This window comes from Bradyrhizobium sp. UFLA05-112 (assembly GCF_053572325.1).
The window spans coordinates 1-14,582 of the sequence record NZ_JBANBK010000068.1 but is presented as its reverse complement, the minus strand read 5'-3'; the positions used below and the strand labels follow the sequence as shown (position 1 = coordinate 14,582).

Annotated in this window: 14 protein-coding genes; 9 read left to right on the top strand and 5 right to left on the bottom strand. The window is 64.4% G+C overall.

The window, feature by feature from the left end; translation table 11 throughout:
- Window positions 1-83 precede the first annotated feature (83 nt).
- From SO180_RS30915 to SO180_RS30900, 4 genes are all read left to right on the top strand, one after another.
- Window positions 84-977, top strand: a complete 894-nt coding sequence (locus SO180_RS30915) for a dioxygenase family protein (RefSeq protein ID WP_449382612.1) — start codon at window positions 84-86, stop codon at window positions 975-977.
- 126 nt (window positions 978-1,103) lie between these two features.
- Window positions 1,104-1,805 carry a protocatechuate 3,4-dioxygenase subunit beta gene (gene pcaH / locus SO180_RS30910; RefSeq protein ID WP_449382611.1) on the top strand — a complete coding sequence of 234 codons (702 nt, stop codon included), beginning with the start codon at window positions 1,104-1,106 and terminating at the stop codon, window positions 1,803-1,805.
- The gene (gene pcaG / locus SO180_RS30905; RefSeq protein WP_449382610.1) at window positions 1,806-2,408 is read left to right on the top strand and encodes a protocatechuate 3,4-dioxygenase subunit alpha; all 603 of its coding nucleotides are present in this window, start codon (window positions 1,806-1,808) and stop codon (window positions 2,406-2,408) included.
- Between the two features lie 85 nt (window positions 2,409-2,493).
- Entirely contained in the window at window positions 2,494-3,558 is a 1,065-nt protein-coding gene (locus SO180_RS30900) for a phosphotransferase (RefSeq protein ID WP_449382609.1), read from the top strand.
- Window positions 3,559-3,693: 135 nt separating this feature from the next.
- Here the strand turns inward: SO180_RS30900 and SO180_RS30895 are convergent, their stop codons facing one another.
- From SO180_RS30895 to SO180_RS30885, 3 genes are read right to left on the bottom strand one after another with little or no spacing between them, the layout of a single operon-like run.
- Complete coding sequence (locus SO180_RS30895) at window positions 3,694-5,250, bottom strand: MDR family MFS transporter (protein ID WP_449382608.1); 1,557 nt, start codon at window positions 5,248-5,250, stop codon at window positions 3,694-3,696.
- A 5-nt stretch (window positions 5,251-5,255) separates the two neighbouring features.
- Entirely contained in the window at window positions 5,256-6,425 is a 1,170-nt protein-coding gene (locus tag SO180_RS30890) for an HlyD family secretion protein (protein ID WP_449382607.1), read from the bottom strand.
- Window positions 6,418-6,900: a MarR family winged helix-turn-helix transcriptional regulator gene (locus tag SO180_RS30885; protein ID WP_449382606.1), complete on the bottom strand. Its 483-nt coding sequence runs from the start codon at window positions 6,898-6,900 to the stop codon at window positions 6,418-6,420. The genes SO180_RS30890 and SO180_RS30885 overlap by 8 nt, the downstream gene beginning before the upstream one ends.
- A 157-nt stretch (window positions 6,901-7,057) precedes the next feature.
- Between SO180_RS30885 and SO180_RS30880 the strand changes: the two genes are divergently transcribed.
- From SO180_RS30880 to SO180_RS30860, 5 genes are all read left to right on the top strand, one after another.
- On the top strand, window positions 7,058-7,549 hold the full coding sequence (locus SO180_RS30880; RefSeq protein ID WP_449382605.1) for a Fur family transcriptional regulator: 492 nt from the start codon (window positions 7,058-7,060) through the stop codon (window positions 7,547-7,549).
- Window positions 7,550-7,581: 32 nt separating this feature from the next.
- A complete protein-coding gene (locus SO180_RS30875; protein ID WP_449382604.1) occupies window positions 7,582-8,535 on the top strand; it encodes a DMT family transporter in 954 nt (317 codons plus the stop codon).
- 12 nt (window positions 8,536-8,547) lie between these two features.
- Window positions 8,548-9,831 carry a flavodoxin-dependent (E)-4-hydroxy-3-methylbut-2-enyl-diphosphate synthase gene (ispG, locus tag SO180_RS30870; RefSeq protein ID WP_027524016.1) on the top strand — a complete coding sequence of 428 codons (1,284 nt, stop codon included), beginning with the start codon at window positions 8,548-8,550 and terminating at the stop codon, window positions 9,829-9,831.
- A 150-nt stretch (window positions 9,832-9,981) separates the two neighbouring features.
- A complete protein-coding gene (locus tag SO180_RS30865; protein ID WP_449382603.1) occupies window positions 9,982-10,878 on the top strand; it encodes a TauD/TfdA dioxygenase family protein in 897 nt (298 codons plus the stop codon).
- 75 nt (window positions 10,879-10,953) lie between these two features.
- Entirely contained in the window at window positions 10,954-11,703 is a 750-nt protein-coding gene (locus SO180_RS30860; protein ID WP_449382636.1) for an N-acetylmuramoyl-L-alanine amidase, read from the top strand.
- 235 nt (window positions 11,704-11,938) lie between these two features.
- On the opposite strand, the gene SO180_RS30855 is transcribed toward SO180_RS30860, so the two are convergent.
- Window positions 11,939-13,546, bottom strand: a complete 1,608-nt coding sequence (locus SO180_RS30855; protein ID WP_449382602.1) for a Na+/H+ antiporter — start codon at window positions 13,544-13,546, stop codon at window positions 11,939-11,941.
- 48 nt (window positions 13,547-13,594) lie between these two features.
- Window positions 13,595-14,452, bottom strand: a complete 858-nt coding sequence (gene bla, locus SO180_RS30850) for a class A beta-lactamase (protein ID WP_449382601.1) — start codon at window positions 14,450-14,452, stop codon at window positions 13,595-13,597.
- Window positions 14,453-14,582: the final 130 nt, after the last annotated feature.

Genomic DNA, 14,582 nt, shown 5'->3' with positions numbered 1-14,582 from the left:
GGCATCCACGCTCTTGGTGCCGGGAGAAGGTCGTGGATAGCCGGGAGAAGCCCGGCCATGACGCCAAGTGAGAGGGCCGTGCCATGATCATCGAGCGCGAACAGGACGTCACGGCCGCCGCTCTGGCGGTGATGGAGCGGACGTCCGATCCGCGGATGCGGCAGATCATGATCTCGCTAGTCAAGCATCTGCATGGCTTCGTCCGTGACGTTCGACTAACCGAGAAGGAGTTTCGCGACGCTACGGCGATCATCGCGGAACTCGGCAAGCTGACCACAGACACGCACAACGAAGTCGTGCTGATGGCCGGCTCGCTTGGCGTCTCGCCCCTGGTGTGCCTGCTCAACAATGGCGATCAGGGCAACACCGAAACCGACCAGTCGCTGCTCGGACCGTTCTGGCGCTTGAACTCGCCGCGGGTGGAGAATGGCGGATCGATCGTCCGCTCCGAGACGCCGGGTGCGCCGCTGTTCGTCAGCGGCCGCGTCGTCGACAGGAAAGGCCGCCCCGTCGCCGGCGCAGAAGTCGATGTCTGGCACGCCTCGCCGGTTGGCCTCTACGAGAACCAGGATCCGGAGCAGGCGGACATGAACCTGCGCGGCAAGTTCACGACCGACCAGGACGGACGCTTCTCGTTCCGCTCGATGATGATGGTCGGTTACCCCATTCCGACCAACGGCGTGGTCGGCCGCCTCCTGAAGGCGCAGGGTCGGCACCCCTACCGTCCCGCGCATCTGCACGCCCTAATCTTCAAGCCCGGATTCAAGGTGCTGATCTCGCAGGTCTACGACCCCACGGATCCGCACATCGACAGCGACGTGCAGTTCGGCGTGACTCAAGCGCTGATTGGCAAGTTCCAGCGCCATGATGCGTCGCATCCGACTGAGCGCGACGTCGCGACGCCCTGGTATTCACTCGACCACACCTACCGGCTCGAGGCCGGTGAGGCCGTGCTGCCGCGTCCGCCGATCAAATAGTGCGCCCATATGTCAGCTGCCGGCGTAGGAGGATCGCCAAACCGCTTCCCCCAATTAGTTATATCCTATAATGATTGGCGGAAGCGTTGACCGGCCGGACTAAAATGGCCGGGGAGGAGTTTGGCCATGACATTCATCTATCCCGTCGACAGCAACAAGGCGCATCCCTTGCCGCTGTCGCCCGACTACAAGAGTTCGATCAAGCGGGCGCCGCACAAGCCCCTGATCCCGATGCGCCACACGCTCGCGGAGCTGACCGGCCCGGTCTACGGCCACGAAACCGTCCGCGAGGGCGACAACGATCTCACCCGCATGCACAAGGGCGAGCCGCTCGGCGAGCGCATCATCGTGCACGGCCATGTGCTCGACGAGGATGGCCGCGGCGTACCCAATTCGCTGGTCGAGATCTGGCAGGCCAATGCCTGCGGCCGCTACGTGCATGTGCGTGACCAGCATCCTGCGCCGCTCGATCCGAACTTCACCGGCGCCGGCCGCACCCAGAGCGATGCGTCGGGCTACTACCGCTTCGTCACCATCAAGCCCGGCGCCTACCCCTGGGGCAATCATCACAATGCCTGGCGGCCCGCGCACATCCATCTCTCGGTGTTTGGCCATTCTTTCGTCACGCGCCTGGTGACGCAGATGTATTTCCCCGGCGATCCCCTGTTCCCGTTCGATCCGATCTTCAACTCGGTGCCGGACGAGAAGGCGCGCATGCGGATGGTCTCATCCTTCGATCTCGAGAACACCAAGCCCGAATGGGCGCTGTGCTATCGCTTTGACGTCGTGCTGCGCGGCAAGAACGCCACGCCAATGGAGAACACTTAAGTGCAGGATTCTGTGAAGCCCAACGGGATCACGCCATCGCAAACCGTCGGTCCGTTCTTCAAATACGGCCTGACGCCGACCGGCGACTATGAGTGGAACGACGCGTTCACCAACTCGACGCTTACGCCCGACGTCACCGGCGACCGCCTCCGCATCGAGGGCAAGGTGTTCGACGGCGACGGCGTCGCCGTGCCGGACTGCATGCTGGAGATCTGGCAGGCGGATGCGCAGGGACGGTTTGCCGACCCGCAGGACAAGCGCGCCCTGCCGAACGCCAGCTTCCGCGGCTTCGCTCGCTGCGGCACCGACAAGGACGGCAACTATTCCTTCGATACGATCAAGCCGGGCGTGGTGCCCGATCCTGACGGCAAGCCGCAGGCGCCGCATCTCCTGGTCGCGGTGTTCGCGCGCGGCATGCTCAGGCATCTCTACACCCGCATCTATTTCAGCGACGATGCTGACCTCGCCAACGATCCCGTGCTGGCGCTGGTGCCCGCCGATCGCCGCGCGACGCTGATTGCGAAGCGCGATGCGGCCAAGCCGGTCTATCGCCTCGACCTGCGGCTCCAGGGCGGCGAGGAGACGGTGTTCTTCGACGTGTGAGATCGGAGCGCCGCTTTTCCGACGGCGCGGCTGGCGCTTCCCCGTGTGATCGTGCAGGATGAGCGCGGCACACGGGGCGCGCTTCATGACAACTCCACAACTACCGGCGGTCGCTGACGCCGCGTATCTCACCGCCGCGCTGCGCAAGGCCGGCGCGCTGGACCGCGGCGCGGTGCGCGAGGTCAAGGTCCTGTCATCGCGCGACACGATCCTGTCGCATATCACGCGCCTTGGTCTGCGCTATGTCGGCGAGTCCAATGGCGCGCCGCAGTCCCTGATCCTGAAGACGGCCCACGCGTCGTTCGCCAAGTCGCTGCCGAATGCCGGCCGGCGCGAAGTGGCCTTTTACACGCAGCTTGCACCCAGGATGCCCTTGCGGCTCGTGCCGCGCTGCTTCGACGGACATTTCGACGAGGAGAGCCTTGCCTGGCATCTGACACTGGAAGATTTGACTGACAGCCACGAGATCGCGACGGCGTGGCCGTTGCCGCCATCACACGGACAGGCGATGGGCATCGTCACCACGCTCGCACGCATGCACGCAGCGTGGTGGGATCACCCAAGTCTCGGCGAGACGGTTGGCGTCTGGATGAGCGCCGCCGAGACGACAAATCTGCTGGAGACGTTCACCGGTCATTACGACCGCTTTGCCGACATGCTCGGCGATCGCCTCGGTGAGGAGCGGCGCGATCTCTTCCATCGCTTGCTCGCGCAATGGGACCGGCTGTTCCAGCGCTACCATTCGCGCCGCCACGTGACCATCATCCACGGCGATGCCCACACCTGGAATTTCCTGCTGCCGCGCGCCGCCGTCGCCGATACCGTGCGCATCTTCGACTTCGACCAATGGCGCATCAACGTGCCGACCGGCGACCTCGCCTACATGATGGCGTTGCAATGGTATCCCGAGACCCGGCGGGCGCTCGAACGGCCGCTGCTGGACAGCTACTACGGCACGTTGATCGCGCACGGCGTAACCGGCTACAGCCGCGAGGCGCTTGATCGCGACTATCGCCAGTCGGTGCTCTGGCACATCACCAACCCGGTCTGGCAATGGAGCGTCAACATCCCGCCGGTGATCTGGTGGAACAACCTCCAGCGGGTGCTGCTCGCCGTCGACGAGCTCGGCTGCGAGGAGTTTTTGGAGTGATTTGCTCGTGTCCCGGGCGCGGTGCAGCGCGTAGCGATGCGCCGCAGAACCGTGACCTATGTTGCCACTCGGCCTGGGCCCCGGCTCAGCAGCGCATCACTGCGTGCTGCGCTGCGTCCGGGGCACGAGCGGCCCCTACTCCATCACCGCATGCTCCGGCCCGGCCGCCTGCTTGCGCAGTGCGGCCTTGGTTGAGCCGATCATCAGGGCCAGCGGGATGGTGCAGAGGATGAAGATCATCACGAGCTGGTAGTCGTGCGCGAAGGCGATGATCTGCGCCTGGATGGCGACGATCTTGTCGGCCATGGCGCGGCCGGCGTCGGTGGAAAGGTTGATCATGCCGGCGACATCAGGCATCTGAAGCGCGTGGTTGAACGGGTTGATGTGCTCGGAGAGGATCGCATAGGTCTTGCGCGAGCCCTGGGTCAGCTCGGCGATGACGATGGAGATGCCGACCGAGCTTGCGACGTTGCGGAGCAGCGTCAGCATCGAGGTGCCGTCGGTGCGCAGGTCATTGGGCAGCGTCAGGAACGACACGGTGGAGAGCGGCACGAACACGAGGCCGAAGCCAAAACCCTGAAAGATGCTGACCGTGATGATCTCGAGCGCCTGGGTCTGGTCGGTCCATCCGGTCATCTGGAACAGCGAGCCGGCGGTCAGCGTGAGCCCGGCAATGATCAGCGTGCGCGCCTCGAAATAGCGCATCATGCGCCCGACCGCCATCATGGCGAGGAAGGTGCCGAAGCCGCGCGTTGCGAGCAGTTCGCCCGCGGTGATGATGGGATAGCCGATGACGTTTTGTAAGTAAGGCGAGGCCAGCGCCATGGTCGAGTACAGCACGAGCCCCATCACCGTCATGAAGATGCAGCCGGTGAGGAAGTTGCGGTCTTTGAACAGCGCGAAGCGGATGAACGGCCGCGAGGTCGTGAAGGAGTGGGCGAAGAAATAATAGAAAGCGACGGCCGAGACGACGAACTCGGTCACGATCTCGGCCGACTCGAACCAGTCGAGCTGCTCGCCGCGGTCGAGCGCGAGCTGGAGCGCGCCGATGGCGACGGCCAGCGCCGTGAAGCCGAACCAGTCGAATTTGAGGCTGAGATCCTTCTTGGTCTCGTCCATGAAGACCATCAGGCCGAGCACGGTGATAGCGCCGAACGGCAAATTGACGAAGAAGACCCAATGCCAGGAATAGGTCTCGGTCAGCCAGGCCCCGAGCGAGGGACCCATGATCGGGCCCATCATCACGCCCATGCCCCAGATCGACATCGCTTTGGCGCGTTCCTGGAGCGTGTAGGAATCCAGCATCACCGCCTGCGACAGCGGCACCAGCGCGGCGCCGAATACGCCCTGAAGCAGGCGGAACAGCACCATCTGGTTGATGTCCTGCGCGAGCCCGCACAGCACGGAGGCGAGCGTGAAGCCGGCCGAGCAGATGATGAAGATGCGCTTGCGGCCGTAGCGGTTGGCGATCCAGCCGACTGGGGCGGTCATGATCGCGGCGGCGACGATATAGGAGGTCAGGACCCAGTTGATCTGGTCCTGTGAGGCCGACAGCGTGCCCTGCATGTAGGGCAAGGCGACGTTGGCGATCGTCGTGTCCAGCGCCTGCATGATGGTCGCGGTCATGGCGCAGATCGTCACCATGTTCCGGCGCAGGCCGGGGACCATCGCTGTACTGGCGGAACCGGACATCGACGTCAGTCTTCCTTGTCCTGGTTGGCGTTCGCCGACAGGCCGAACAGGCCGGCGAGCGAGCGCTGATGGCCGGTGTCGATGGTGGCATAGACACTCATGCCGGCCTTCAGCTTCTTCACGAACTTGTCGCTGTCGTCGAAATAGATCCGCACCGGTACGCGCTGCACGACCTTGACGAAATTGCCGGTAGCGTTCTGCGGCGGCAGGATCGCGAACTGCGCGCCGGTGCCCGGCGACAGCGAGCCGATCTTGCCCTTGAACACATGGTTGGGGAACGCATCGACCTCGAGCGTGACTGATTGCCCGACTGCGACATGGGTGAGGTCGCTCTCCTTCGGATTGGCATCGACCCAGGGATGCGCGATGTCGACGATGGAGAACACCGGCGTGCCGGCGGCGACGAAGCGGCCGAGCTGGATCTGGTCGACTTGCGTCGCCACGCCGCTCATCGGCGCGCGCAGCACGGCATGGTCGAGATTGCGCTGGGCGTCATCCAGCTTGGCCTTGGCCTGCACATAGGGCGGGAACTCTTCCAGCGGCAGGTCGGGATTGCCGAGCAGCTGCGTCTTCGCATTGGAGAGCTGCTGCTTGACGAACTGCGCCTGCGCGCCGGCCGTGACCAATGCGTTCGAGGCGTTGTCGAGGTCGAGCTGGGAGCCATAATTGTTCTTCACCAGCGCCTGCTTGCGCTCGACGTCGCGCTGCTTCAGATCCATGCCCTGCTGGGCGAGATCGAGCATCTGGCCGTAGATTTTGACGTTGGCGACGAGGTTGTCGTAGGTGGTCCTGGCTTGCGCGAGCTGCGCTTTGGCCTCCTGCACCGCAAGACGGAACGGGACCGGATCGATCTCGAACAGCTCATCGCCCTGCTTGACGAGCTGGCCTTCCTTCACGACGACCTTGTCAATCTTGCCGGAGATGTCGGGCGTCACCAAAACCTTCTGTGCGCCGACATAGGCATCATCGGTGCCGACGTAGCGGCCGCCATGCAGATAGAAGGTGATGCCGCCGATCGCGGCCGCCGTGGGCAGCACCACCATCAGGAGGAAGCGACGATAGCGGCGCAGGCCGGCCAGCAGCCGGCGACGCGGCTCGGCCGCGACCTTCTTGGTTGGCTTGCCGCTCTGGCCGCCCTTCTGCTCGGGGACGAATTTCAGGACCTGATCAGCCATAGCGCTGCTCCCTGCGCGCTTGTTCCGCTCCGCTGGTCTGGATGGCGTTGCGCACGTTTTCCTTGATTGTTTCGAGTTGGGTGAGGAGACGGTGGGCGTCCGCCGGGTTGATGCCGTCGAGCGCATTGGCCGTGAGTTCGGACTTCAGGCCGCTCATCCTGCCGAGCAGCGAGCGGCCGGCCTTCTTCAGATAGAGGCGGTTGACGCGGCGGTCGGAAGCGTCGCTGCGACGCTCGATCCAGTCATTGTCGCAGAGCTTGTCGATCAGCCGCGTCAGGGTGATCGGCTGCATCTCCAGCAGCTCGGCAAGCTCGGACTGCTTCATGCCCTCGCTGCGCTCGACCTTGGCCAGCACCGCCCATTGCGCGCGGGTGATGCCGTAGCGGGATGCCTCCTTGTCGGCATAGACCCGCAACAGGCGATACAGTTCGCCGAGCGTGAACAGGAAGTTCTGATCAACCGACGTGCGGCTCATAAGCTTGGTCTCCAATAAGCTTGGCATATAATAAGCAAGCTTATGATTATTTCATGGCAACGTAACGCGGCGCTGCTCCGCCGGAAAAGCATGGCTGGCAGCCATTCGAGACCGCGCTCTTTGGGTTCCCGTTCCGGAAATGCTAAAGGTCTGCGCCATGAGCCTTGCAAAGCCGGCCTTTCCCGCGCCTGACCACGATCACGGCCGCTGCACCGCGGATGCCTTGACGCATGCGGAAGCCGTTTGCGAGCAGCGCGCGCAGAAATTCACGCCGATCCGCCGCGAGGTGCTCAAGGCGCTGCTCTCCAGCCATCGACCGCTCGGCGCCTATGAGGTGATCGACGAGCTGGCCAAATCGATGCCGCGGCCGGCGCCGATCACGGTCTATCGTGCGCTCGAGTTCCTGATGGCCAATAGCCTTGTGCACCGGATCGAGAGTCGCAATGCCTATCTCGCCTGCGCTCACGACCATGACGCGACCTCGGCGGTCGCGTTCCTGATCTGCGAGCGCTGTGGCCTCGTCGGCGAGATTCCGGCGGCATCCGTCGCACAGGGTCTCAACCAGGCTGCCCGCGCCTCCGGTTTTGCCCCCAAACTGTCTGTGGTCGAGATCACGGGCACCTGCACCCATTGTCAGAAAGCTTCTTGATAACAACGGCGCCAAGCCGGTCCCGGGAAGACATGTCGATAGAACCAACAAGCACGTCCGCCGGCCGCCCCTTGAGCGGCGGCGCCATCGCCCTGATGCTCATGCTGTGCCTGACCTGGGGGTTCAACCAGATCGCGGTGAAGCTGGTCATCCCGGATATCCCGCCAGTGCTCCAGGCGACCATCCGCTCGATGGGCGCGCTACCGGTGGTGTTCATCATCGGCACCTTGCGCGGCGCAAAATTCTTCGAGCGCGACGGCACGCTGGCCGCAGGCCTCATCGCCGGGTTGATGTTCGGCGCCGAGTTCGTGCTGATCTATGAAGGCCTGCGCTTCACCCCGGCTTCCCGCGCCGTGGTTTTCCTCTACACCGCGCCGTTCTTCGTTGCGCTCGGCTCCTACCAGGTGCTGGGCGAGCGGCTCAGTGGTACGCAGTGGCTCGGGCTCGCCGTCAGCTTTGCCGGAGTGGCGCTTGCGATCGGCGTGCCGCAGCCCAACGTGGATTCACAGGTCCTGCTCGGCGACCTCATGATCGTCGGCGGCGCCGCGCTATGGGCCGGAACAACCCTGGTCGCCAAGTCGACACGGCTGCGCTTCGCCCCGCCGGAGAAGGCTATCGGTTACCAGGTCGCGGTGTCGATCCCGATTCTGGGCCTGGCCGCGTATCTCCTGGGCGAGACCATTCCCCATGCCCCGGGCCCGCTCTCGATCACGCTGATGGTGTTCCAGGCGGTCTGGGTGGTCGGAACCACGTTCACGCTTTGGTTCGCGCTGGTGAAGACCTATTCGGCCAGCAAATTGTCGGCTTTTACCTTCATCACCCCTTTGTTTGGCGTCGTCGCTAGCTATTTCATCCTGCATGACACCCTCAGCCTCACGTTCGGGGCAGCTGCTATCCTTGTAATTGCTGGGCTTTTTCTAGTTAACCGTCCCAGCCGAGACGCTGTGGCCCCGCGCGATGCATTGCTGAATGTCACCAAAACCTGATATTTGGACCCCATGAACAAGCCCGAAAACACCATCGATTCCGACATCGCGGGGCCCGCGCCGCGCCACAACACCACTCAGGTCAAGGTCGGCGACGTCGCCGTCGGCGGCGGCGCGCCGATCGTCGTGCAGTCGATGACCAACACCGACACGGCCGATATCGACGGCACCATCGCCCAGGTCGCAGCGCTGTCGCGCGCCGGTTCCGAGATGGTCCGCATCACCGTGGACCGCGAGGAGGCCGCCGCCGCCGTTCCGCACATCCGCGACGGCCTGCGCAAGCGCGGCATCACGACGCCCCTGATCGGCGACTTCCACTATATCGGCCACAAGCTGCTCGCCGACTATCCGGCCTGCGCGGAAGCGCTCGACAAGTACCGCATCAATCCCGGCAATGTCGGCTTCAAGGACAAGCGCGACACCCAGTTCGCCGACATCATCGAGATCGCCAACAAGCACGACAAGCCGGTGCGCATCGGCGCCAATTGGGGCTCGCTCGACCAGGAGCTCCTGTCCAAGCTGATGGACGAGAACGCGGCCTCGGCCAATCCGCGCGATGCCCGCGCCGTGATGCGCGAAGCCATGGTGCAGTCCGCGCTGCTCTCGGCGGCGCGCGCCGAAGAGCTCGGCATGCCCAAGAACCGCATCATCCTGTCGGCCAAGGTGTCGGCGGTGCAGGATCTGATCGCGGTCTATGAGGTCCTGGCGAGCCGTTCCGACTATGCCATCCATCTCGGCCTCACCGAGGCCGGCATGGGCACCAAGGGCATCGTCGCCTCGTCCGCTGCGCTCGGCATCCTGCTGCAGCAGGGCATCGGCGACACCATCCGCATCTCCCTGACGCCGGAGCCGGGCGGCGACCGCACCCGTGAGGTGCAGGTTGCACAGGAGCTCTTACAGACCATGGGCTTTCGCACCTTCGTGCCGCTGGTTGCGGCGTGCCCGGGTTGCGGCCGCACCACCTCGACCACGTTCCAGGAGCTGGCGCGCTCGATCCAGGATTTCATCCGCGACGAGATGCCGACCTGGAAGACCAAGTACCCCGGTGTCGAAGAGCTCAACGTCGCGGTCATGGGCTGCATCGTCAACGGCCCCGGCGAATCCAAGCATGCCAATATCGGCATCTCCTTGCCCGGCACCGGCGAAGCGCCGGCCGCCCCCGTCTTCGTCGACGGCAAGAAGTTCCGCACATTGCGCGGCCCCGGCATCGCCGCCGACTTCAAGGCGCTTGTGATCGACTACATCGACCAGCGTTACGGACAGGGCGCCAAGGTGCCGGAGACTGCGGCGGAGTAATCTTGCTCCGCTGTTTGTGGCGCGTATCTAGCCCGGATGGAGCGCAGCGAAATCCGGGGCCTCTCGCAAGCTGACACACTGCTCCCGGATTGCGCTTCGCTCCATCCGGGCTACGATGCCCTCAATCAACAATGATTGGGAGCAACACCCATGAGTTCGCTTACTGGCAAGCAGGGTCCGCGCTATCGCCACATGGCCGATGAAGGCGCGCCTTATGAGACCATCGCCGTCGAAAAACTCACGCCGATCATCGGCGCGGAAATATCAGGCGTCGACATCGGCAAGCTCATGTCCGACGATGCGCGCTCCAACCGGCAGATGGACGAGATCCATCGTGCATTGGCCGAAAACCTCGTCATCTTCTTCCGCGACCAACACATTACCCCAAAGCAGCATCTCGCCTTCGGCCGCAAGTTCGGCGAGCTGCATTTTCATCCCGCCGCGCCGCATGAGGACGAAGACCCGGCACTGATGAAGATCTATGCCGACAAGAACTCGCCGCGCGCCAATGGCGAGGGTTGGCATTCCGACGTGTCCTGCGATCTCGAGCCGCCGATGGGCTCGATCCTCTACATCAAGCAATGTCCGCCGCGCGGCGGCGACACGCTGTTCGCCAACATGTATGCAGCCTATGAGGCGCTGTCGGACCGCATGAAGGCCTATCTCGACGGCCTCACTGCGCTGCATGACGGCGAGCCGATCTATCGCGGGCTCTATGCGAACTACGGCGTTGCCGACAAGCAAACCTATCCGCATGCCGAGCACCCGGTTGTGCGCACGCATCCGGTGACGGGCAAGAAGGCCCTCTACGTCAACCGCGGCTTCACCCGCTCCATCAACGGCATTCCCCGCGACGAGAGCGACGCGATGCTCGCCTATCTCTACCAGCACGCCGAGAACCCGCTGTTCCAGTGCCGATTCCGCTGGACCGAGAACGCCATCGCCTTCTGGGACAACCGCTGCACCCAGCATCGCGCGATGTGGGACTACTGGCCCCACACGCGGTCGGGAACGCGCGTGACGGTGAGGGGCGAGCGGCCGGTGTAGCGCTTGCCGTTCGTGAGGGCCATCATTGCAGCGGTCGTTGCGTTGCTTCTTCCGCTGTTGCGCGCGCCGGTCGATATGAGCCATGCCGCGTCGGCGCGGAAGATCGTACGGGCGAAGCCTACGCCCAATCCCAAGCCAGCGCCCGAAAAATGCGAGCCGGCCAAATTCCGCATCGTCGTGGACGTCGGTCACACCGCCGAATCGCTCGGCGCGGACAGCGCGCGCAACGACCCCGAGTTCGCGTTCAACTTACGGCTTGCCAGGCTCATCGCGGAGAGACTGAAGTCGGAAGGTTTTGCCACGACGCGTCTGCTCGTGACGGACGGCAGGGCGAGGCCGAGCCTCTTCAAGCGCGTCAACGTCGCCAACGACTGGCGCGCCGATCTCTTCCTGTCGATTCACCATGACGCCGTGCCGGACAAATTTCTGGAGGAATGGGAGTTCGAAGGCGCAAGAAGCCATTTCAGTGACCGCTTTTCCGGCCATTCGCTGTTCGTCTCGCGGCAGAACCCGCGATACGCTGCGAGCCTGGCGTTCGCCCGCCTTCTCGGCAGGGAGTTGAAGGCCCAGGACCTGACGTACGCGCACCAGTACACCCTGCCGCTGATGGGGCGCTATCGCCACGAGTTGCTGGACAAGGATGTCGGCGTCTATCGCTTTGATCAGCTCGTCGTGCTCTCACGCACGAGAAGCGCCGCGGTGCTGCTGGAGGCCGGTTCCATCATCAATCGCGACGAGGAAATGGCGATGAACTCGCCGGAGCGGCAGCAGACGATTGCAGCGGCTGTGGTGGCGGCGACGAAGCAATTTTGCGAGCGGCGGTAGATTGCTCGCAATGACGAGATGGTGGGAACTGCTTGCCACACTCTCAGCCGTCATCGCCCGACTTGATCGGGCGATCCAGTACTCCGAGAGGTCCGTTATGAATCGATGAGCTGCGGCGCACTGGATTCCCCGCTTTCGCGGGGAATGACAGCGTTGACGCTGAAGCGCGTCCCGCCACAGCTAATCCCTCAGATATGGGTGGCGGCCTTGTCCGGGACGACAACGGAGATTGTCGCTACAGCGGCACCCGCTGAAACTCCCGGTTCGCGAGACTCGCTTCCTCGAGATCGAGATCGCGCTCGATCCGCCGCCTTGCTTCGTCGGTGATTTTGCCCTCGCGCAAGAGCTCGTGGATGAACCTGCGCTCTGCGGTGATCAGCTTACGCGTCAGCGTGGTGCCGGCGGCCGAGACGTCATCGCGGCTCGGGTCTAGCGACTCGGGAAGCTGGCTGGCGCGGATTTCGTGCCGGGCGCGCAGCAGGTGCACCACCTCGTCGGACAGCTCCTTCTCTTCGGCGAGCGTATCGAGCGACCTCAGGGCTGCATCGAGCGCCTGGCGCCGTGCGGCGATCTCGGCCTCATGCTCGGCGACGTGTTCGGAGCGGCCGGCTTCGGCCACGCCGAGCCATCGCACCACCTTGGGCAGGCCGAGGCCGACGCCGACCAGCGTGACGAAGATGACGCCGAAGGCGACGAACAGGATCAGGTCGCGATAGGGAAAGGCCTCGCCGCCCGGCAGCACGAAGGGCAGCGCCAGCGCGGCGGCGAGCGACACCGCACCGCGCACGCCGGTGAAGGCCAGCGTGAACACCCATTGCCAGGGCGGCGAGGGATCGCGCCGGCGCAGGCTCGGGCTCAATATCCGTGGCAGGTAGGTCGCGGGATAGAGCCAGGCAAAGCGCGCGATGACCACGATGGCCACGACCACGCCGGTCGCGATCAGGATCTCGTCGAGCGGAAACGCCTTCGACTGCTCGTAGAGTGCGCGCATCTGGAAGCCGGTGAGCAGGAACAGGATGCCCTCGATCAGGTAGATCACGAGATCCCAGAAGAAGATGCCCTGCAGGCGCGTCGCCGAGGAAATCCACAACGGTCCGTTCCAGCTCACATAGAGCCCGCAGGCGACGGTGGCGATCACGCCGCTTCCGCCGACATGCTCGGGCAGCCAGTAGGCGAGGTAGGGCGTGATCAGCGACAGCGTGATCTCGACCTGCGGGTCGCGGGCCCATTTGCGGGCGCGCAGGGAGAGCCAGCCGACCCCGATGCCGTAGGCGACCTCGCCGGCAATGATGAGGACAAACTCGCCGGTCGCAAGCGGCAACGAGAAGCTACCGGTCATGATCGCGGCGAGCGCGAAGCGATAGAGGATCAGCGCGGTGGCATCGTTGGCAAGCCCTTCGCCTTCGAGCACGACCAGGATGCGGCGCGGCATGTGCAGCTTGCGCGCGATCGCGAGCGGCGCCACCACGTCGGGCGGCGCGACGATGGCACCTAACAGAAAGCCGGTGGTCCAGGGCATGCCGATCAGGAAATGCGCGGCGGTTGCCACCATCGCCGCGGTGAAGATCACGCAGCCGACCGCGAGCAGCACGATCGGGCGCAAGTTCATTTTGAACTCGCGCCAGCTCATCGCGACGCTCGCCGAATAGATCAGCGGCGGCAACACCAGCAGCAGTACGAGTTCCGGCGGCAGCTCGACCCGCGGCATGCCCGGCACGAAAGCCAGACCCACACCGGCCAGCATCAACAGGATGGCGGGTGCGATGTTGAGGCGCCGCGCCACCAGCGCGGTGCCTGCGAGCACGCCGAGCAGGATGAGAAAGATCTGAAACCGCGCTTCCACCATTCTTTCACTTGGCCTGGAAGCACGCGCGAGGTCAATGCAGCCGGATCATCCCAGACGTTCAGTGACCATTCGCCCGATGGCGGCGAACACCGTATCGATCTGCGCGGCGTTCGGCGTGCCGCCCTGGGTGTACGCCGCAATCACGACGGGGGTATCGGGCTTCGGCCAGGCCACCACGATGTCGCCGGAAGCGTCCTTGCCGTTGTTGCCGGTCTTGTCGCCAATCCTCCAGGTTCCCGGCAAGCCGGCGCGCAGCCGTTTTGCACCGGTCTTGCAGTTCACCATCCAGTCGGTGAGCTCTGCGCGCGAGGCTGCGGACAGGGCTTCGCCCAGCACGAGACGGCGGAAATTGCCGGCCATGGCAGCGGGCGTGGTCGTGTCGTGCGGGTCGCCCGGCGGCGAACGGTTGAGCTCAGGCTCGTTGTGATCGAGCCGCGAGGTGGTGTCGCCGAGCGAGCGCCAGAACGCGGTGAGTGCCGCCGGTCCCCCGATCCGCGCCAGCAGGAGGTTGGCGCAGGTGTTGTCGCTGAGCTCGACGCTGGCCTTGCACATGTCGGCGACCGACATCGCGCCCTTCGACAGGTTCTCCTTCGCCACCGGCGCATAGTCGAGCAGGTCGGCCTGCCGATAGCCGATCATGGCCGCAAGCTGGTCCTCGCCGCGATCGACCCGCGCCAGCACGCAGGCTGCAAGCGAAGCCTTGAACGTCGAGCACATGACAAACCGCTCGTCGGCGCGCCAGGCGAGCTTTTTGCCGGAGCTGAGGTTCTCGGCATAGAAGCCAACCTTGCCGCCGCTCTCGCGTTCATAGGTTTGAAGCGCCGGCGGCGCCTCCTCGGCAAAGACGGGACGTGTGGCCAGCGCACACAGCGAGGCGACCAGCAAACGACGATTGAGCAGCATGGGAATCTTTCAGGCGAGTGTGGGCATTGCGGAGATGCCCGTGAGCGCAATCACGATGCATCCGCGACGGGTTTCATCGATAGCTCGGACAAATTTGTGACGCACAGTGGCGCCGCGAACTCCGCTACCC

Bases quoted from the DNA above. Each gene is read 5' to 3' on its own strand.
- SO180_RS30915 (WP_449382612.1), top strand. From the start codon at position 84: ATGATCATCGAGCGCGAACAGGACGTCACGGCCGCCGCTCTGGCGGTG.
- pcaH (WP_449382611.1), top strand. From the start codon at position 1,104: ATGACATTCATCTATCCCGTCGACAGCAACAAGGCGCATCCCTTGCCG.
- SO180_RS30900 (WP_449382609.1), top strand. From the start codon at position 2,494: ATGACAACTCCACAACTACCGGCGGTCGCTGACGCCGCGTATCTCACC.
- SO180_RS30895 (WP_449382608.1), bottom strand. From the start codon at position 5,250: ATGTCCGGTTCCGCCAGTACAGCGATGGTCCCCGGCCTGCGCCGGAAC.
- SO180_RS30890 (WP_449382607.1), bottom strand. From the start codon at position 6,425: ATGGCTGATCAGGTCCTGAAATTCGTCCCCGAGCAGAAGGGCGGCCAG.
- SO180_RS30885 (WP_449382606.1), bottom strand. From the start codon at position 6,900: ATGAGCCGCACGTCGGTTGATCAGAACTTCCTGTTCACGCTCGGCGAA.
- SO180_RS30880 (WP_449382605.1), top strand. From the start codon at position 7,058: ATGAGCCTTGCAAAGCCGGCCTTTCCCGCGCCTGACCACGATCACGGC.
- SO180_RS30875 (WP_449382604.1), top strand. From the start codon at position 7,582: ATGTCGATAGAACCAACAAGCACGTCCGCCGGCCGCCCCTTGAGCGGC.
- ispG (WP_027524016.1), top strand. From the start codon at position 8,548: ATGAACAAGCCCGAAAACACCATCGATTCCGACATCGCGGGGCCCGCG.
- SO180_RS30865 (WP_449382603.1), top strand. From the start codon at position 9,982: ATGAGTTCGCTTACTGGCAAGCAGGGTCCGCGCTATCGCCACATGGCC.
- SO180_RS30860 (WP_449382636.1), top strand. From the start codon at position 10,954: ATGAGCCATGCCGCGTCGGCGCGGAAGATCGTACGGGCGAAGCCTACG.
- bla (WP_449382601.1), bottom strand. From the start codon at position 14,452: ATGCTGCTCAATCGTCGTTTGCTGGTCGCCTCGCTGTGTGCGCTGGCC.